General features: G+C 65.9%; 16 protein-coding genes. 2 read left to right on the forward strand and 14 right to left on the reverse strand.

Annotated elements, in window-relative coordinates; translation table 11 throughout:
- From U9977_RS15380 to U9977_RS15405, 6 genes are all read right to left on the reverse strand, one after another.
- Positions 1-759 (reverse strand): toll/interleukin-1 receptor domain-containing protein (locus U9977_RS15380; RefSeq protein WP_322749947.1); only part of this gene is annotated, 759 nt, incomplete at its 3' end.
- Between the two features lie 130 nt (positions 760-889).
- Entirely contained in the window at positions 890-1,474 is a 585-nt protein-coding gene (locus tag U9977_RS15385) for a hypothetical protein (RefSeq protein WP_322749948.1), read from the reverse strand.
- A 233-nt stretch (positions 1,475-1,707) separates the two neighbouring features.
- Positions 1,708-2,436, reverse strand: a complete 729-nt coding sequence (locus U9977_RS15390; RefSeq protein WP_322749949.1) for a flavodoxin family protein — start codon at positions 2,434-2,436, stop codon at positions 1,708-1,710.
- A 264-nt stretch (positions 2,437-2,700) separates the two neighbouring features.
- Positions 2,701-3,630 carry a hypothetical protein gene (locus U9977_RS15395; RefSeq protein ID WP_322749950.1) on the reverse strand — a complete coding sequence of 310 codons (930 nt, stop codon included), beginning with the start codon at positions 3,628-3,630 and terminating at the stop codon, positions 2,701-2,703.
- Between the two features lie 299 nt (positions 3,631-3,929).
- Positions 3,930-4,724 (reverse strand): hypothetical protein, encoded by a 795-nt coding sequence (locus U9977_RS15400; RefSeq protein WP_322749951.1) that lies wholly within the window; start codon positions 4,722-4,724, stop codon positions 3,930-3,932.
- A 303-nt stretch (positions 4,725-5,027) separates the two neighbouring features.
- Positions 5,028-5,540 carry an NUDIX hydrolase gene (locus U9977_RS15405; protein WP_322749952.1) on the reverse strand — a complete coding sequence of 171 codons (513 nt, stop codon included), beginning with the start codon at positions 5,538-5,540 and terminating at the stop codon, positions 5,028-5,030.
- 167 nt (positions 5,541-5,707) lie between these two features.
- Here U9977_RS15405 and U9977_RS15410 point away from each other — a divergent pair, with 167 nt between their 5' ends.
- Both U9977_RS15410 and U9977_RS15415 read left to right on the forward strand, forming a co-directional pair.
- A complete protein-coding gene (locus U9977_RS15410; protein ID WP_322749953.1) occupies positions 5,708-7,879 on the forward strand; it encodes an MMPL family transporter in 2,172 nt (723 codons plus the stop codon).
- Between the two features lie 96 nt (positions 7,880-7,975).
- Positions 7,976-8,641: a phosphate signaling complex PhoU family protein gene (locus tag U9977_RS15415; RefSeq protein ID WP_322749954.1), complete on the forward strand. Its 666-nt coding sequence runs from the start codon at positions 7,976-7,978 to the stop codon at positions 8,639-8,641.
- Here U9977_RS15415 and U9977_RS15420 read toward each other — a convergent pair.
- The 8 genes from U9977_RS15420 to U9977_RS15455 form a co-directional block, all read right to left on the reverse strand.
- Positions 8,638-10,215, reverse strand: a complete 1,578-nt coding sequence (locus U9977_RS15420; protein ID WP_322749955.1) for a carbamoyltransferase C-terminal domain-containing protein — start codon at positions 10,213-10,215, stop codon at positions 8,638-8,640. The two genes, U9977_RS15415 and U9977_RS15420, sit on opposite strands and share 4 nt — an antisense overlap.
- A 67-nt stretch (positions 10,216-10,282) precedes the next feature.
- The gene (locus U9977_RS15425; protein ID WP_322749956.1) at positions 10,283-11,047 is read right to left on the reverse strand and encodes an ABC transporter permease; all 765 of its coding nucleotides are present in this window, start codon (positions 11,045-11,047) and stop codon (positions 10,283-10,285) included.
- Positions 11,048-11,232: 185 nt separating this feature from the next.
- Positions 11,233-12,219, reverse strand: a complete 987-nt coding sequence (locus tag U9977_RS15430) for an ATP-binding cassette domain-containing protein (RefSeq protein WP_322749957.1) — start codon at positions 12,217-12,219, stop codon at positions 11,233-11,235.
- Positions 12,216-13,532, reverse strand: coding sequence for a chitooligosaccharide synthase NodC (gene nodC, locus U9977_RS15435; protein ID WP_322749958.1), 1,317 nt, complete (start codon positions 13,530-13,532; stop codon positions 12,216-12,218). The genes U9977_RS15430 and nodC overlap by 4 nt, the downstream gene beginning before the upstream one ends.
- Before the next feature lie 59 nt (positions 13,533-13,591).
- Positions 13,592-14,371, reverse strand: a complete 780-nt coding sequence (locus U9977_RS15440; protein WP_322749959.1) for a hypothetical protein — start codon at positions 14,369-14,371, stop codon at positions 13,592-13,594.
- A 643-nt stretch (positions 14,372-15,014) separates the two neighbouring features.
- Positions 15,015-15,569: a N,N-dimethylformamidase beta subunit family domain-containing protein gene (locus U9977_RS15445; protein WP_322749960.1), complete on the reverse strand. Its 555-nt coding sequence runs from the start codon at positions 15,567-15,569 to the stop codon at positions 15,015-15,017.
- Positions 15,570-15,682: 113 nt separating this feature from the next.
- Positions 15,683-16,504, reverse strand: coding sequence for a helix-turn-helix transcriptional regulator (locus U9977_RS15450; RefSeq protein ID WP_322749962.1), 822 nt, complete (start codon positions 16,502-16,504; stop codon positions 15,683-15,685).
- A gap of 297 nt (positions 16,505-16,801) precedes the next feature.
- A partial coding sequence (locus U9977_RS15455) for an acyltransferase domain-containing protein (protein ID WP_322749961.1) occupies positions 16,802-18,684 on the reverse strand: 1,883 nt, incomplete at its 5' end.

Genomic DNA, 18,684 nt, shown 5'->3' on the forward strand with positions numbered 1-18,684 from the left:
GCTCAGCATCCGCTCGGCCGCCATGTCGGTGGTGAAACTTTCCGCCAGGGCGGTCAGCAGCGCATCCCGATCGTCACGGCTCAACGAGATGTCCACACCGGCCGGCCTCGAAGCCGCCCGTGCCGCTGCCGCTGGCTCGGCCGGCCCCGCCACCGCAACCGCCTGAAGTGCCCCCGGGCCGGGACGTGCAGGCAGCAGCGGGGGATTCCCCAGCGCAGGTTCGATCTCCAGCGGCCGACCGAGCAGGACCCGCAGGAGGGTCTCAAGCCCGGCATCGGAGATCTCATCCACCTGGTAGTGGGTCGTCGAGTAGGGCCGGAGGAACAGCGGGATGTCGTCGGCGGTCGCGTCCGGCAGCACGACCGGCAGAACCCGGAGCAAACCCGCCCGCTGGTCGCGGTAGATGACCTCGCGGACCAGGCCGGCCTCCCACTGCACACCACGACCGTCGTCGGCGGCGGTATCCCCGTCGGCCCGACGCCGGTACGCGGGTGATGCGATCACCAGGATGAAGTCGGCCGCGCGGATCTCCCGCTCCATCCACAGGGTCCAGTCCTGCCGCCGCCGGGACGCGGGCAGGTCGCACGTCGCGTCGATCCCACGCATGCGCAGAAACCAGTAGAGCTCCCGCACGGACTCGTCGTGTCCCGCGGACTCCTGCGTCCCGCCAGCGTGCGCGTAGGAGATGAACACCCTCGGCGGACGTTCTGTCCCCGCGTCGACATCGGCGCCGGCTTCGGCACTGACTTCATTGCTCACGCACACCTCCTGCTGCGGACAGGCAGGCAAATCGTAGCCATCACCCGGTGTGCCGATCCCACCCGGACCGCCACCGCCGTGGCACGCAATATCATCCGCAACCCAGGCCCTACAGTCGGGTGCCCACGCCCTACAGCCGGGTCAGAGTACCCGAGCCCAAGACCGGATTGCCATTGATGAATTGTCCGTTCGTCGTTGTGGCGCCGAGGATCTGGTAGGTGAGCCTGGAGCTTTCCTGCAGTGTCACAGTGACCTCGAACTTGCTGAAACACTGAAGGCTCGGGTTGTATGTCGTATTTTGTCGCAATACCAACGGTCCGCCGCCGGACTCCAGAACCAACACCCCCGAACAGCTGAAAATCGGTACCTGCCACGAACCGACCCCGGTGCCCACACTGCCGGCACCGATTTTCAACGTGAGCTGGTAGGTGGCATTGTTTGACTGCGTGACCACGCCTGTCCACGTGCCTTGATAGCTCGAAGGGACAGCAGCCGCGTTGGGAGGTGACGTCGTGAATCTCGAAGAGGTAGCGGCTGCGGTGGGATGTGACGACGTGAATGCTGCCTGGGTCGGCAGCGGTGTCGGGAACGTCGGCGTGGGGCGCGGGGAGGGGCCCAGCCCGTACCCGTTAGTGAGGACCGCGCCGGCGATTGTGCCAACCACACCCAGAAGGCCGGCGATCCAGGCTGCTTTGATGGTGTCGCTGGTGGGCATGGCGCATCTGCTCCCCCGTGGAAGACGCTCGGCTCGGGTTGATCGGCGGTGTCCGTCTTCGTCGACGCCCATCGACGATAGAACAGCGCGAAATGGCCGTACAGGTCTCACTCGCCGATCTGCCGACACATGCCGATAATGCTGATGCTGCGGGTGGGCAGCGTCGGTCGATCCGGGCCGCTGCATGCCGCCGCGGACCCGGGTCCGCGGCGGTCGGGTCCGCGGTGGTCGGGTCAGCGGTAGTCGGGGTTGGGGTAGTCGTCCCGACAGCCGGCGTCCCAGGCCGAGCGTTGGTTGCCGTGCGTGGGGATGCCGCCCGCGTCCTTGAGCATTTTCGCCAGGTGCAGCAGGTTCCAGGTCATGAACGCGGTGTTGCGGTTGGTGAAGTCGTTCTGCGGTCCGCCCGAGCCCGGATCGAGATAGGACGGCCCTGGTCCGGCCTCACCGATCCATCCCGCATCGGCCTGCGGCGGGATCGTGTACCCGAGGTGCTGCAAGCTGTAGAGGACGTTCATGGCGCAGTGCTTCACGCCGTCCTCGTTTCCGGTGATCAGGCAGCCGGCAACCCGGCCGTAATAGGCGTACTGGCCCGCTTCATTGAGCAGATGCGAGCAGGCGTACAGCCGTTCGATCATTTTCTTCATCACGGAGCTGTTGTCGCCGAGCCAGATCGACCCCGCCAGCACGAGGATGTCGGCCGCCAGAACCTGCTGGTAGATGGTTGGCCATTCGTCACTCGGCCAACCGTGCTCGGTCATGTCCGGCCACACCCCGGTCGCGATATCGTGATCAATCGCGCGGAGCACCGTGACCTCGACACCGCGCTCACCCATCAGGGCGGCGCTGCGATCGATCAGACCCCCGGTATGGCTGAGTTCGGGTGAGCGCTTGAGCGTGCAGTTGATGAACAACGCCCGCAATCCGTCGAACCGCCATGTTGTCTCGTCGCTGTTCGTCGTCATGACACGCTCCCCGGTCCCCGTATGGCGCAGCGACGCCACGGTGGGTCGCAGCCGTCGGTCCACCGTGATCTAACCACCGCCGCCGGCAGTCGACCAGACCGCGCGGACATCCCAGACTGCGCGGGGAGAGCGGATCATGCAGTAAAGATGTGAACTAGTTGCTACTACAGCAGCACTGGATTCACATCGTTGAGCCGCTGCTCGTGGACGGCCTGCTGGTGCCCGCGGTCAGTGGGGGCCGCCCCAGCCGCTGCTGATGCCCGGTCAGCGGCGGCCATCCCAGCCACGTTGGCGGAGCGCCTGCGCGACCTGGGCGGCGACGCGCTCAGGATGCTCCCGCAGCAGCCACGTCGGGAACCGCAGGATCAGACGGTCCTGGAGCACTCCGAGATTCTGGCGGGCCAGGTCATCCCACCATTGCCGGGCTTCCTGGTGTGCGGCCCCGTCGATCTCCACCCAGACCCGCCATGGCTCGTACCAGACGTCCAGGTAGCGACGACCGCCCAGCTCGACCATGTGCTGGCGCCGGGCGGGCGGTAGGCCGTGGCGACGCTCGATTCGCCGGTACAGCATCTCCGCCACTGACTCAGCGCCAACATCAAGATCTGCCAACGTGTCGAGGATCAGGCGGCGACGCCGCGCTCGCCCGCGCTGGTCCAGCGCAGCCCGCACTTCCCCGACGCTGACCAGCCGTTGCTGTACGGAGGCGGCGAGCGCGGCCCTGGCGTCGTCGTCCCGGGTCGCCCAGCCCGCCATGTCGACGACCGAGCGGGCGAGCCTGGTCCGCGGGGGAACGCGGACCGGATGGACGTCGGCTGAGGTGAGTTGGCTGCTGCGGTGCACCACGATCCCCTGATGCCCGGTGAGCTGCCGGTCTGACGGCACCGTGACGAACACGGTCGCCGCGTCGAACCCCCGCAGACCGTCGAGCGTGGCCGCCGTGGACCCGGCAAGGACGGCTCCCGGCCCGGCCCGTTCCAGCGCGCACCAGAGCCATTGGAGACGGGTCAACGGCCCGGAGTGGGTGACGACGACTCCCCGTAGCGGCCGTTGCCACCGACCTGTGCTGACCCGCCACCGCAGTTCCCCGGGGCGCAGGCCGCCCGCGATCGCGTCCCGCACTGCCATCACGCCGCTGCGATCCCGGGCGATCACCTCCCATCCGCCGTCGTGCGGACCTGCGGTGGACGTCACAACTATGAACGGTGACAGGGCACACGCCCGAAGTCGTCACGCTGGCGTCAGCTGTGGATAACCGTCGGCCCCCCGACCGAAGGATGTGAATGTGCCGTTGCTGGAGTGGATAACCGCCGGCCCGCCGGCCCATCGACCGAGGGATGTGAATCTGCTGCTATGGGAGCAGCACGAAAGTCACATCGTTCGGACGACGCTGGCCCGCGGCCTCGGACGACGCTGGTGCGGGTGGGGGTTCGGACGACCGCAGGCCCGGAACCCGCTCCAGCGGCGGCTTTCACGGCGGCTTTCACGGCGGCTTACGCGGCGGTCAGTCCCGATTGCCGGGCGACCTTCCCGGCGACCTGACGGGTGAGGTTCTGCTCGCGCGTGGGGTCTGGCAGTCCGTTCACCTGGATGACCAGAAGGGAGCTCTCGACGCGGCCGGACATGATGAAGATCATGTCAACCGTGACGGGGACCCGTTTGCTGTTGGCGATCACCGTCACGCTCATGCGTATGGCACCCGTGGCGCCGGTGGGCGGGGTCAGTGAGCGGGTCGAGTTGAGGGTGGTATGCGCGCCGCTGGCCGCCATTCCTTCCTGGAGCGACTGGAAGTAGAGCTGGCCAAGGCATTTGGGTGCCTGGGCGCGGGTGAGGATGGCCGCATCGCGGGTCACGTCGGCCGCTGGGGCGATCTCTCCCTCCGAACCGACCGTGGTCAGTCCGTCGGTGCTCGAGAGGAAAGGGCCGTCCACCGTGTCGGTTGCGTGGTCTTGGACGTCGGCGAGCGGTACGCCGAGGCAAGCCGCGATTTTGCTCCCTGCTATCTGCGGATTCGCCTGTTTGTCGGGGGATGTGTCAAGGATGAAGCCGGCCGTTTCGGGGCCTTGGGTAAGGACGAAGTCGCCCGCATGCAGGATCGGTGCCGCGGCGGCTGCCGGCGCGCTGGCCTGCGCGCTGGCTGGCGCGTCGACCGGTTTGTCGGCCGGCGCTCCGGTCGGCGTACCGGCCGGAGCACCAGCTGATCCGCTGGCCGGAGCGCTGACCTTCCGACCCGAGGCCGTGCCGCCGCACGCAGCCAGGCCAAGCAGGCCAAGCAGGCCGATCCCCACGACGGCTGCCTTTGATAAGCCTCGATGTTGGAACGATTGCCGCAGTTCCATGCTTCTCCCCGCTTCTCACTGATCGACGCTTCTCACTGGTCTACGTTGCGTGCCGGCCGACGTTGCGTGCCGGCCGACGTTGCGTGCTGATCGGCGGATCCACAGCGCCATCTTGTGACCTCTTGTGACCTTTTATGCCCACAAATGAACCATACGGAAGTGCCCAGTATGGACGGAGCACCGGCCACGGGTCGCGTCAGTCATCGTCTGGATGCTCTGCGGGATGCGCGCGGGGGTCGGCATCGTGGGCCGTCAGCCCGATGGTGCCCGGCGCGACCAGCCGTGCTGCAGGTAGGCGGTCTGCCCGGTGCGAAGTGCGGCCACGCACGCCTGGATGCGTCGGGCCGCCCGTGGGAGGAGCAGCGTGTCGCACTCGGTGGGCGTGCACAGCCGCCAGGCGGTCAACTCGTCCGGCGGTAGGCGCACGCTGTGTTCGGCATCGGTTTCGGTGAGTGTTCCGCCATCAAAGATGAAGTGGATCAGCGGCGGTCGTCCGTCGTCCTGGGCAGGGACCCAGTCGACGCCGAGTAGCCGCCCCGGCTGCAGCTCCAGCCCGATTTCCTCCCGGACTTCGCGGCGGGCCGTCTCCCAGGGGTACTCGCCCGGATCCATGGCGCCACCGGGGAGCAGCCAGGTGTCGGTGCGGTAGGTAGGTTGGACGAGCAGGACCCGGCCGCCTGGATCGCGAAAAAGCGCCCCGGCTGCGGCGAGCACCCGGGGAAGGGTTGCGTAGAAATCGGCGGGTGGCAGTTGTGCGTTGCTCATATCACCTCTGATATCTCCGGCGTTCACACCCGACCATTCACATTCGACCGTTCACGTTCGCCAGTTCACACCCGACCATTCACGTTCAACGTAAGTTTCCGTGCATCCGTCGGATAATCAGGCGCTCCGGCGGGTATGTGACCATGATGGAACGCTGGACGCGCGCGATGATCCGTTATCGGTGGGCTGTCGTGGCGGTCTGGGTGGTTGTCTTCGTCGTGTCGAGCGCTGCCGCGTCCGGGCTGAGTCGCCTTCTGACGAATCGCTTCTCGCTGCCGGGTACCGACACACAGCGAGCGGAGCGCGTCCTCGATGACCATTTCGGTCAGAAGAGTACCGGATCCTTCATGATTGTCGTGCGCGGCGCGCCGGGGTCTGCCCCGCAGCTCCTGCCCACGGTCGATCAGGCGGCGCACAGGGCGGCCGGCGTTCTTCCCAGTGGGGAGGTCGCATCGGTTCAACCGGTGTCCGCCTCCATCGTCAACGCCCGCATCGTGTCGAATCTCGAGCCGGCCGACGCGAAAGGCTATACCGACAGGATGCGGGCAGCGGTCGGCACGGTACCGGGTGCCCATGCCTACGTCACCGGCCAGGCTGCGATCGAGCATGACCTCGATCCCGTGTTCAAGCACGATCTCAAGGTCGGCGAACTCTACATCGCCATTCCGATCGCGCTCGTCATCCTCGCGTTCGTCTTCGGGACATTGGCCTTCCTCCTGCCTTTGATCTTCGCTGCGGCCGCGATCCCGACGACCCTTGCGATCATCTGGGTTTTCGCGCACTACATGGAGCTGTCGACGTATCTGCAGAACCTGGTCACGCTGATCGGCCTGGGTATCGCTGTCGACTATTCGCTGCTCATCATCTATCGCTACCGGGAGGAGCTCCACAGCGGTAAGGCGACGCAGGACGCGATCGTCGCCACGATGGCGACAGCCGGCCGCGCGGTCGTGTTCAGCGGCACGGCGGTCGCCATCGGTCTCACGCTGATGCTGGCCATGCCCCTGCCGTTCATGCGCGGTTTCGGCATCGGCGGCCTGTTCATCCCGATTATTTCGGTCGCCTGCGCACTGACCCTGCTACCCGTCCTGCTGTACTTCCTGGCCGCGAAGCTCGATCGGGTGCGGCTCCTACCGCGCTCCATCACCGAGCGCCGAGAGGCGGAGGAGAACGTCTGGGCTCGTCTCGCATGGACGATCATGCGCCACCCGGCGGCCATCGCGGCGGGCAGCACGGCACTGCTCGTCGCGCTCGCGCTGCCAGTGCTGGCCCTCGAGCTCGGACCGGGCTCGAACAAGGGCATCCCGCGCACTCTCGAGAGTGTCCAGGGCCTTGACATCCTTTCCGATGCGGTCGGCGCGGGCGCCCTGGCGCCGACGACGGTCGTCATCGACTCCCATCGGCCAGGCGGGGCCGATGACGCCCAGGTGCAGGCCGGGCTGACGCGGCTCCAGCACAGTCTTCGTGCCGATTCGCAGGTCGCCGCGGTCGTCTTCGACCCTGCCAGCACGCAGTTCGTCGACCCGTCCCGGCGTTACCTGCAGCTACAGGTGATCGGGAAGAGTGAGTACGGGACGCCCGCGTCGCTCGACTTCGCCCACCGCCTGCGCCAGGACCTCGTCCCGGCGGCCGGGTTCCCCACCGGGGTCGCCGTCTACGCCGGCGGCGGCCCTCCGAGCGGGGTCGACTTCCTGCACCTCACCTATAGCGCCTTTCCCTGGCTGGTGCTCGGGGTGCTCGTCCTCACGTATTTCCTCCTGCTGCGGGCTTTCCGTTCGCTCATCCTCCCGCTGAAAGCAATCGTCCTGAACCTGCTTTCGATCACTGCCGCCTACGGCCTGCTGGTGGTCTTCTTCAAGTGGGGCGTGGGTGGCGCGCTCGGGCTCATTTCCTTCGACCAGATCGAGGGCTGGATCCCGGTCTTCATCTTTGCGATGGTGTTCGGTCTGTCCATGGACTACGAGGTCTTCCTCGTGAGCCGGATGCGCGAGGAGTGGGACGCCGGCCGGGACAACGAGACCGCGGTGGCGCTCGGGCTGGCCAAGACCGGGCGCATTGTGACCGCCGCCGGCCTGGTTATGTTCGCCGCCTTCATGGGCTTCGTCGCCGGGTCGATCGTCGGTCTGCAGCAGTTCGGGTTCGGGCTCGGCGCGGCGATCATCATCGATGTGACCATCATCCGTGCACTGCTCGTTCCGAGCGCGATGGCACTGTTCGGGCGCTGGAACTGGTGGCTGCCGCACAATGTCGCGCGGGTCTTCCGGGTCAGGAACTCGCCGCTGGCACCCAGCGCACCCAGCGCACGCCCGGCGCCCGGTCCGAGCAGTGTCGGTGGCTGACGTCCACGTGGCGCATGTTCCCGACGGGCAGGGTCGCCAGGATGGCGCCACTATCGGATTATGGAGGTTCATCGGATTATGGAGGTTCATCAGATTATGGATGTTCCGGGACCGCACCGGTTTGACTACACCGCCGAGCTGGACCGGGTCCGGGTGGCACTCGGGGAGCTCGCAGCTGAGGCGAGTCGGATCGTCACAGCCGCCACCGTCGCTGTGGCCGGCCCCGATGCCGGCCGGGCTGATACCGCTGCGGTCCACGCCGCCCTGCAGAGCCTGCAGGTCCGCAGCCGGAAGCTGGACGACGAGCTCGTGGTGCTGCTTGCCTGTCAGAATCCGGTGGCCGGGGACCTACAACTTGTGGTCGCCTGTCTGCGGATCGCAACCGGGGTGGAACGGATGGGCGAGCTTGCCGATCACATCGCGGCCACCGCCGATCTCCGGCGGCCCGCCCCGGTGGTCCCGGCGCCGCTGCGTCCCACCATCACCCATCTCGGCCGGCTGTGCGGCGACCTGGCCGACCAGCTTGCCGCCGCGATCCGCAAGGATGACCGGGAGGCGGCCCGGCAGGTGGAGGACGCGGACGACCAGATCGACCAGATTCACCGGCGGCTGCTGGCAACCCTGACCGATTCGGCGTGGCCACACGGGATTCAGAGCGCCGTGGACCTGACGTTGCTTTCCCGCTACTACGAACGGTTCGGCGACCAGGCCGTCACCGCGGCCCGTCGGCTCGCCGGCATCCACCCGGCGACAAACCGCTAGGTATGGGTCGAACCGAGCTCGCTGCGCTGATACCAGCTGTCCCCGACGATAACGTCTGAGATGTTCTTCGTCTCGCAGTAGCCGATGAGTTCCGACATGCGGTTGATGAACCCGTGCCCGGAGAAGTTCAGTGAGGTGTTACACAGGACGCCATAGCCCGAAACAGCCCGAAATGATTCCAGCAGCCGGTACAGAGTGGGCTCGTCGCTGGATCGCACCGACTGGACCCTCGCCGTTCCGTCGACGTGGGTGACCGCTGGCAGAGCATCGGTCCGGACGCGGCTGAAGTACAGCATGTACGGGTCCTCGACCGGGTTGTCGAACCAGAGGCCCATGTCCTCGGCAATGCAGCAGGGCGCTATCGGTCGGTACCCTTCGCGCTTTTTGATCGTGTTGAGGAGGTCCTTCGCCCCGGCGGTCAGTGGAGATGCGAGTAACGACCGGTGCCCGAGCGCGCGCGGCCCGATCTCGTAGCGTCCCTGGACCCACGCGGCCACCCTGCCGTCCAGCAGCTGCCTGGCAAGTCGCTCGACGTGCAGCGGCTGGACCGACCAACGGGCGGGATCGGGTTCCCCGTCATGCACGAACGGGGCCCCCGCGTAGACATTCCACTCAAGACGGCACGGCTCACCAAAGTACGTCGCCGCGTCCATCGCGGTGCCGATGGCCGAACCGGAGTCATTGGCACAGGGTGGGACAAAGACGTCGGTGAAGAGGCCGGACTCACGCCAGCTTCTGTTCCACTCGCAGTTCAGGCCGCATCCGCCGGATATCAACAGCGGCAGCCCGCGGGGGAGCCGGGATTCGGCCACCGAACGGAAGGTCTCGAACAGTCGGGTGGTCAGATACCGGGCGGCGGTGTGCAACAGCGGACTGTCGACACCGCAGTTGTACAGGGCGGAGTCCCGGAAGGAGATCTTCTCAAAAGGCTCAAACGTTTTTCCGGGTTTCATGAATTCCTCGACAACCTCTTTCACCTCGGACCGGGGTTCGGAGTCGGCTGCATATGCGGTGAGAGCCATGAGCTTTCCCGCGTCCTGCAGCCGGGGTACGTCTCCGGAGTCCCAGAAGGTGGGGTCGGCGAGAGCGAAGAGCGCGGCGTAACGTGAGCCGGGCTCCGCCAGAACCGGGAGCGGTGTGATCTTCGCTCCATAATTCTGCCAGTGGTAGAAGGCGCCGATCTCGCCCTCCCACACCAGAATCACGCACTCGCGTAGCGGAGCGGCCGGAGCCATCGCCGCGACCATGAAAAGATGCGAGCGCTCGTGGCTGGAGGTGAAGACGGTGACGGGTTTCCCGCAGAAGCTCCCTTCCGAGGTCACCCCCGGGTCCACGCCGAAATAGCCTGCCCCATGCTGTGACAGATAACCTGGCAGTGCCTTGTGCCAGCCACCGATGGCCAGCACGTCCGGCTGCCCGGGTGCCATGTCCATGGCCTGGAGAACCAGGGACGCCGAGATCCCTCCGTAACGGCCGAAGGAGTCCTTCTCGCCTTCGAGGGAGTAGATGAGCCGGCCGTCCTCCACGAAGGCGATCGCGCCGTCGTGCCCGGGGTTCATGCTCAGAATTCGCATTGGACGTCCCCTTGTCTCGATACTGGCGTTCGCGATTGCCGGAATGAGCGACGTGAGGTCGACGACCTCACCGACTGGTCGCCCGCATGAACTTTCGAACGCACAGCGGGGCGGCGACGAACAGGATCACACATGACCAGACCAGCGACATCGCGATCGGATAGTCGGTCATCCAGGTGTGGTGGACCACCGGAGTCGCCGGATTTCCGAAGAGCTGTCTGCTGGCAGTTCCGACCGCGGAAACGGGGTTCCACTCGGCGGCGTACTGCACCCACACCGGCATGCTCTGTACGGGTGCGAGCGCATTGGAGAGATAGATTACCGGGAACAGCCAGATGGTACCGGCCCCGGCGGCCGCCTCCGGACTTTTCGTGCACACCCCGATGAGTGCACCCACCCAGCTCATCGCGAGACCGAAAATCAGAAGTATGCCGACGGAAAGTAGTGCACTGCCGATACCGTTGTGGATGCGCCAGCCGACCGCGAACCCACACGAAATCGTCACCAGTACGGTTATGAAGGTCTTCAACAGGCCAGCGTTGGTGAATCCGGCGAGGACGGTGGAGCGGGCCACTGGTAGCGTACGGAGGCGATCGATCGTATTTTCTTCGAGTTCCTGGGCGATCGCACCGGAGGTGGACGCGGCAGCGAACGCAACAGTCTGCGCCAACAGGCCGCCGATCACGAATTCAGTATAGCTACCGCCGCCCGGCAATTTTATTGCATTGGCGAAAAGATATACCATCGCCAGGGTGAAAAGAGCCGGTTGAATAATGCTGTAGGCAATGATGTCGGGTTGTCTCGGCAGCCGCATCAGAATGCGTCTGGTCATCAGGTATGTTTCGGTGAGTGCGGCTCCGGTGCTCCGACCGGACCAACGCGGGCTGACAGGGGGTCCCGATACGATCCTCAGGTTCGTGTTCCGGTGACGACCGGTAATTTCGCCGTATCTACGGTGCGGCCTGATGTCGGCAGCGGGTAACATTGCACGGTCCGCCAGGGAAAGCATGCTCTTGTTCATGCCGCCACTGCCGTCGTGGCCATCGCATTGGGTGCCGCTTCGGTGGCCGTGGGTCGACCGGTGAGGCTCAGGAAGACGTCGTCAAGGGTCGGTCGGCACAGCGCGACGTCCTCGAGTTCGACCGCGGCGGCATCCATCTCACGCAGCACCCGGGCGAGCAGCCCCGGTTCGTGTGGTGTCATCACGGTGACCCGTCGTTCCGATGGGAGGACGACCGCCTGGCTGGTACCGAAATAGTCAAGGATGGACGCGGCAAGAGGCAGCAGTTCACGGTCACGCAGGACAACCTCGATGCGGTCACCGTTGATCTGTGTCTTCAGCTCGTCCGCGGTGCCTCTGGCGATGACACGGCCGTGGTCGACCACGGCTATCAGGTCGGCGAGCTGATCGGCTTCTTCCAGGTACTGGGTGGTGAGCAGGAGCGTTGTGCCCGCGCTCACGAGTTCGGAGATCATTGCCCAGGTGCCGCTGCGGCTACGAGGGTCCAGCCCGGTTGTCGGTTCGTCGAGGAACAGGACAGCCGGCCGTGTGATCAGGCTGATAGCGAGGTCCAGCCTGCGCTGCATGCCGCCCGAGTAGGTCTTTGCCAGCCGGCTGGCCGCCGCGGTGAGGTCGAACTGCTCAAGCAACTCCTGGGCGCGCTGGCGTGCCCGCCGCCGGCCCAGCCTGTGCAGCCGGCCGAAGAACTCCAGATTCTCCCATCCGGTCAGCAGGGGTTCCACGGCTGTCTCCTGACCGGAAACTCCGATGCAGCGCCGCACCTCATACGGTTGCCGGACCACGTCGAAACCGCCCACCCACGCGCGTCCGCCGTCTGGCTTCAGCAAGGTGGTCAGTATCCGGACGGTCGTGGTTTTACCTGCGCCGTTCGGACCGAGCAGGCCGAGGACGGTTCCTGGCTGGACCTCCAGATTCAGTCCGTCCAGAGCGTGCGCGTTCCCGTAACGTTTTACCAGACCTTCGACAGCAATTGCTGGTTTCATAGTGGTACAACCTCCTCATACGTTCCCCGGGAATCGGCGTACGCCGGGATCCCGGTCGTTGTAATGACATGCTGCGTTGCGCTCGTGTGCTGCGCCGCAGGCAGAGCGCGTGAACCCCAGGTCGTGTTGCCCAGGGTGCAGAGTGCATAGAGCTTCAGGGGAAGGAGCAGGCCGATGTTGATGAATCCGTGGAAGGCAAACGCGAAGAACGCCATTTTCCTGGTGCGCCAGGCGCCATAGGTGCACTGCAGTAACGAGAGCCCTGCCATTGCGGCGATCGACCACCACGGCGGTGGAGCCGCGGACACAGCGACAAGAGCGAGGCCTGTGGTCATTGACAGGACGAGTAACAACGGCGCCAGATTCTGCGCGACGACGTCAAGTGTCAGATAGCGGTGCAGGCGGGGAAGGAGCCTGATGGCAAGGAGGGTGTCCCGATAGGTACTGCGGGCCCACCGGAGCTGCTGGCGCAGGTAGGGACGAATCCGCTCGGGGACGACGGTCGCGGCCGTCGCGTCCGGGATATAGACGGTGCGCAGACCCGACTGCAGTATGAGAATTGTCAGGTGGCGATCCTCTCCGAAGTCGCTCGGTCGCCCACGAAACATCTGGGTCTCGTAGTCGTCGAGGACGGTCGTGAGCACGGAGCGCCGGTAGATCGCGCACGGCCCGCAGCAGCACATCACCGCTCCGAAGACGGACTGAGCGGCCCGTTCCTGGTTGCAGGCGATCCAGTACTCCATGTTGACCAGTCGGGTGAGCCAGGTCGCCCGACTGTTACTCGCCACCATGTGCCCCATAGCCGCACCCACCCCGGGGTCGGCCATCGCCGCCGCCAGTTTGCCTACGACGTCGGGTTCGATGGTCGTGTCGGAGTCGATTGCCACGACAAGGTCGCCGACCGATTGACGGATGGCCGCTACCTGGGCCTTCCGCTTTCCCGCGTTGTTCGTCAACGGAATGATCACAAATCGTCGGTCGCGACCGAATTCATCGTAAACGGACTGGAGCTGCTGGCGGTTCCGTGAGCCGTCGTCGACGACGTACACCGTGAGAAGGCCTTCGTAGTCCTGGTTTGCGACGGAGCGCAAACAGGATGCGAGCACCGCCGGTTGTTCGTTGAAGCACGGAATGATCACATCGACGCTGGGTAGTGCGGTGGCGGGTCCGACGTTTCCCGGGACGGCTCGCTGCCGCCGATACGTCCGGTGCGCGAAGCGAATCTGCGTTGCCAGGTAGCCGATGGTGAGGAGGGCATAGGTCGACAGCACGCCGGTGAAAAGAATCCGTAAGACCACGATTGTCGTATGCATGGAGTCCTCTGTTCCAGGAGTCGGGCCGCCCACGCGGCCGGTAGAAACAGGGTTGGTGGTCAGGCTGCCAGCGCGAGGCGACGCTCGGTTGCCAGCGCCCGCCGCAGGTACAGGCCGAGAACGGATCCATAGATCAGATGTCCGGTGAGGGACAGGCCAAGGGACTGCCAGCTGAGCGGGAAGAGCAGCTCTGCGCCGCGGGCAGACAGGGCGATGGTTCCCACCAGGCCTGACCAGACGAAGATGCCGTAACCGATGCCCAACAGGATCGGACGCCGGGCAAGAGCCGGAAACCGCCACAGACCCACGGCGCCGCACAGCACGAAGAACGCCATTCCGATGCCACCGCCGTCACCGATGTAGCGCCAGGCATAGCCGACCGGAATATTCGTGGGTACATCCCCGATGATCCAACCACCGAGTCGCGGGATGAAGTCCGGCCAGATCTTGGTGTATACCATCGGCATTCGAAGGGCATCATAGGCGGTGACTGCTATCAATCCGGCGGCGAATCCCCCGACCGCCCATCGTGCCTCCAGCGACCGGTGTAGGGCCATCGCAATCACGATGACGGCGAGCGGCAGTACCAGGAAGCGGGCTGATGCGCTGATGGGGAGGAGGTTGAATACGTAGAGCGGAATTGACAGCACCGGTAGCGCGCCGGCGGTCATTAATATCCCGACCCTCGCGAGCGACACCGGCCGCCGCAGCAGCCCGGTTCCGGGCGCAAGCAGGATGCGGGTACCAGGCCATGGCGCGGCAACCGCGCGGCCCTGTGTCGGCATGGACCGCGAAGCATCGATCCCGGCCCGGTGCGTACTCACAGTTGCAGTGCTCATGTCTTTCTCCCGTTCTGTTTCCTGTGCTGGCCGGCAGGCACAGCAAAATAGTCGCTCGCGAATACTGAAGGATGCCCATGGCAGCCGATCTTGAAATCGTGCCCGGTGCATCATCCGCTTCTGTCCCTGGTGTCTGGTACCAGTCTCTTCGCCTGGACCCGGCGGAAACAGACCGTATATGTGCGGGTATCCCTGAAGTGTGGCTACATGACGCATGGACCCGCGGTGCCAGGCATGGTGAACCTGGCACTGGCAGTGCCAGGTTGAGGCCGGTGGCAGATAGTGAGACGCGCGACACCGAAATAGGAGCCGCAACAGGGGCCGTCCCGGCTCAACGTTCTGGCCGACCGGGTCCCGGGCCCACAGCATGTTCCCGGCGGCGGCGAACACGGTGTTCTCGCAGGCGACGAGTGCGGTCACCGTGCTCGCGCGACCGATCCGTTCCCAGTTCGCGGCCGGCCACGGGTTGCTCAGCCGGGTGAGGACATTACGGGTGATCCGGTCGACCCTCGGATCCGGGGAGCTACCGAGCCCGCCACCCCATCCGGTCGTGGCGACGTTGAACACTGTGCCGCCGCCGGATGTCCGGAACACGCCCATGGTTGCGGCACCACCCTGCCCCAAGCGGCGCCAGTCGGACAGGTCAGCTGCGGCGAGGACGACGAAGGTCGTCGGGGTGCCGTCCCGGCCGGTTGACCGGCGCACTGGACCACTCGACGGTGACGCGGGCGTTGTCAATCCCGGTGAGCGGGTCTTCAGCGGCATCGCGGTGACAGACGAAGGTGCGGCCATCGTCCTCAAGCCGGAACTGCCACCAGCAGGTGTTGCCCGTGAGGAATGCGATGTTGCCGCCGGCGGCCAGGAACTGCTCGGCGGTGTCACGCATTTCGGCCGTCCAGTATTCGTCGTGCCCGACGCAGACGAGCACCTGGTAGGCGCGCAGCAGGTGCAGGCCGCTCGGCCAGGACTGCGGAACATCGAGGGTGAACCCGACGGGCCAGCCCCGGTCGGCCGCGGGATCGCCAGGGGTTGGGTGTGCGTCGACATGCACGGTGAACCGTGCCATCTCGTTGCCGCTGACGAACTCGGTGACCATCACGGTCGCGTCGGTTCCGGCGCCCGAGTCCGCATTGAGATGGAGATCGAGACTACCGCCCTGCGGGACCGATGTCGTCGCGGAATACACCTGTACACCCATCACGCACCCCGTTCGCCTGTGCTGGAGTCGGGAGCGCTGCGGGGGCGGTAGGCGCCGACTCGTCGGTCGGTGCATCCTTCGCCGAGGTCGTGACGAGCCCTGCCGGCCGCAACCTACACATCCTCGTCGTCCGGGACGGGCAGATGGAAGGCGATTCCGATCCCGTCCATACCGGCCGGATAGGCGACCACGAGGTTCATCGCCCGAATCCCGAGCTGCGGATGCCGCAACCACCGGACCCGGGGCGCCTGACTGCGTATCTCGTGGTCGGACCACCATCGCCGCATCTCCGGGCTTCCCTTCATGAGATCGGCGATCAGTTGGCTCAGCCGTCGGTCGCCGGGCCTGACCGCCGAGACGGCACGCAGGCGGCCGATGACGTCCTTGGCCTCGTCATCCCACATCACCAGACGTTCGCGTGCGTCGGGTTCCATGAGCGTCCACCACACGGTGTTGCGATGCTCGTCCGGCAGCTTGGCGAAGTCGGTGTACCACTCGGTAGCGGCGGCGTTCCAGGTCAGTACGTCAGCAACCTGGTTCGCGACGTAAACGGGGCTGGGCTTGTACGCGTCGGCGATCTGCCAGAGGATGGCCTCTGTGTTGGCCTCGCGTAACGGACTGTCCTTGACTGGTCGTTGACCGTAAGCGAGGAGGTAAATGTAGCTGCGTTCGTCGTCGTTCAGCTGCAGCATTCGGACGAGGCTATCCAGAACCTCGTGCGACGGGTGAATGTCCCGACCCTGCTCAAGGTATGTATACCAGGTCGGACTCAGGCCCGCGAGAACCGCGACTTCCTCTCGTCTGAGCCCGGAGGTTCGTCTTCGTCGCCCCGTGGGCAAGCCCACCGTCTCGGGGTCGATACGCTCTCGGCGGCTGCGTAGGAACGCACCCAGCTCGCGACGGCGATGCTCGTTATCCGTCACGTGACACCTCACTGTCGGCAAGCCGATATTTACACCGTAAGTGCTGACCGGTCAGCATAGTCCGAACTTTGTTGTGGCGCCCCCTTTCGCGTTAGTCGCGGTTCAAGGCGTCGAGCCGTGACCCGTATCGGCCCCGGCGGTCGAGTGTATGTGCAGGTAGGCCGCTTGTGGACCCCTGAAACAGGACCGCCGGCCCCTCCCGCTGGGGCATCGCGTGCGGGAGGGGCCGGCGGATGTTCGGCAACGTGCGGTTCTCGTGGGTACTCCCGAGTTTTCCGGGCACCAATTCCGCTTCTGGCGAGCCGTCGGTCAGGCGGCCCTGCTGTGACGATTACTCAGGACGGTGGGAGGCGTGACGTTCAGCTTGTTGAAGGTTGGATATCCTCGCTCGAGGCGCGCCCACATCTCCCTCGCGAACTGTTCGAGCGTTGCTCCCTGTAGCAACCCGGCCACCGGCATCTTGATGCCGAGGTTCTGGGCGATGCGGGCGTGCAACTCGGCCGCGAGCAGCGAGTCGAGCCCGATCCTCGTTACCGGACGCTGCGTGTTCACGCTGTCCGTTGACCGGCCCAACACGATGGCGACCTGTTCCACGAGGTATTCGCTGACAGCCTCGAGGGAATGCATCCGCTGCCGTGCCGTACCGGGCCTCACCGCGGCGTCGACCTCGTCGTCCGTCGGCTGTCGTTGCTCCGGCACGGTGTCGACCACTACGGAGTGGAGCGGCACGGTGTCGACCACTACGGGGTGGAGCGGCACAGAGCGAAGCGGGCGGACCTCCGTGTCACGAGGAGCGCTGGCATCGGCCGAGGCCGTGAGCGCGTCGCCGATCCAGAAGCGGCGCCGTTGCCACGGATAAGAGGGCAACGGGACGAAATTGCCCGTACCACCCCGCAGTGCCGTCCAGTCCGGTTCGTATCCGGCTGCGTAGAGGGTCCCCACCGTCGCAAGGATCGCTGTCCAGTCCGCGGCGTTCCTGGTCAGCGAGGCGATCACGGCACCGCGCCCCTCGGCACTGTCGATGATCTCGCTGATCGAGTGAGCCAGCATCGGATGGGGACCCATCTCGATGAACACCGTCTCCCCTTCGTCAAGCATCGTGTGCACCACATCGGCGAAGCGCACCGGCTCGCGAAGATTGCGGACCCAGTAGGCGGCGTCGAACTCCTCGCCAGTCGAGCGCTGGCCGGTCACCGTCGAGTGGATCGGGATGTCGCCGGCAACGGCCCGGACGTCGGCCAGAGCGCGCATCAGCTCCGGGCGTAGCGGCTCCATCTGGGGGCTGTGCGAGGCGACGTCGACCTGGACGGGTCGGCAGAAGACCCCGCGGTCCAGTAGCGGCCTGGTCAGCCGGTCCAGCACGGCGGGATCGCCGGAGAGCACGACCGAGGAGTCGCTGTTGGCGACCGCCACCGAAACCTGGTCTTCGAACCCCTCGATGGCGCGTTCGGCATCGGCCATGCTCAGCTGCAGCGCGACCATGGCGCCCTGCCCGCTGACCGAACGCAGAATCCGGCTGCGTCGGCAGATGATGGCGGCGGCGTCGGACAGCGTGATCGCTCCTGCGACAACGGCGGCGGCGACCTCACCCATGCTGTGGCCGATCACGACGTCGGGTTCGACACCGAGCTGCCGCCACATGGCGGCCAGCCCAACCTCGACCGCCCACAGCACCGGCTGGATGACGTCGATACCCGTAAGCGGCTCGTCCGACATCAGGCGCTCGATCACCGACCAACCGGTTTCCGTGCGTACGGCGGCGTCGCACTCTGCGACCGCAGCCCGGAAGGCGGGTGCGGAACTCAGCAGCTCGCGTCCCATGCCCACCCATTGGGATCCTTGGCCGGGAAAGACGAACGCGATCCTGGGGCGGTCACCGTCGGTGCGGCGGTCGATGGACACCTCGTTGGTGGGCCGTCCGGCCATGACCGTCCGAAGCCCACCGGCGATCTCGGCATGGGTCCGGCCGACCACCGCCACGCGGTGCTCGAAGTGGGTGCGTCGCATCCCGGCGCTCCAGCAGACATCCGCCAGCGAGGGTTGGCTGCTGACGCCGTCGCAGTTCATGCGGTCGAGGTAGGCCTGCGCGAGCTCCGAGAGGGCGTCGGGCGTTGCTGCCGACAGCGGTAGCAGCACAGGCTGGTCGTCCGCGCCCAGGCCGTCCTCGCCACGGTCGGGAGACCCGCTCGTGG

The organism is Protofrankia sp. Cas8, from assembly GCF_963555845.1.
Classification (GTDB): domain Bacteria; phylum Actinomycetota; class Actinomycetes; order Frankiales; family Frankiaceae; genus Protofrankia.

What these genes read in the sequence shown, in the direction of transcription:
- U9977_RS15420 (WP_322749955.1), bottom strand. Translation starts at nt 10,215, where the DNA reads ATGCGAATTCTGAGCATGAACCCCGGGCACGACGGCGCGATCGCCTTC.
- U9977_RS15385 (WP_322749948.1), bottom strand. Translation starts at nt 1,474, where the DNA reads ATGCCCACCAGCGACACCATCAAAGCAGCCTGGATCGCCGGCCTTCTG.
- U9977_RS15430 (WP_322749957.1), bottom strand. Translation starts at nt 12,219, where the DNA reads ATGAAACCAGCAATTGCTGTCGAAGGTCTGGTAAAACGTTACGGGAAC.
- nodC (WP_322749958.1), bottom strand. Translation starts at nt 13,532, where the DNA reads ATGCATACGACAATCGTGGTCTTACGGATTCTTTTCACCGGCGTGCTG.
- U9977_RS15440 (WP_322749959.1), bottom strand. Translation starts at nt 14,371, where the DNA reads ATGAGCACTGCAACTGTGAGTACGCACCGGGCCGGGATCGATGCTTCG.
- U9977_RS15390 (WP_322749949.1), bottom strand. Translation starts at nt 2,436, where the DNA reads ATGACGACGAACAGCGACGAGACAACATGGCGGTTCGACGGATTGCGG.
- U9977_RS15445 (WP_322749960.1), bottom strand. Translation starts at nt 15,569, where the DNA reads ATGGGTGTACAGGTGTATTCCGCGACGACATCGGTCCCGCAGGGCGGT.
- U9977_RS15405 (WP_322749952.1), bottom strand. Translation starts at nt 5,540, where the DNA reads ATGAGCAACGCACAACTGCCACCCGCCGATTTCTACGCAACCCTTCCC.
- U9977_RS15410 (WP_322749953.1), top strand. Translation starts at nt 5,708, where the DNA reads ATGATCCGTTATCGGTGGGCTGTCGTGGCGGTCTGGGTGGTTGTCTTC.
- U9977_RS15415 (WP_322749954.1), top strand. Translation starts at nt 7,976, where the DNA reads ATGGATGTTCCGGGACCGCACCGGTTTGACTACACCGCCGAGCTGGAC.
- U9977_RS15425 (WP_322749956.1), bottom strand. Translation starts at nt 11,047, where the DNA reads ATGACCAGACGCATTCTGATGCGGCTGCCGAGACAACCCGACATCATT.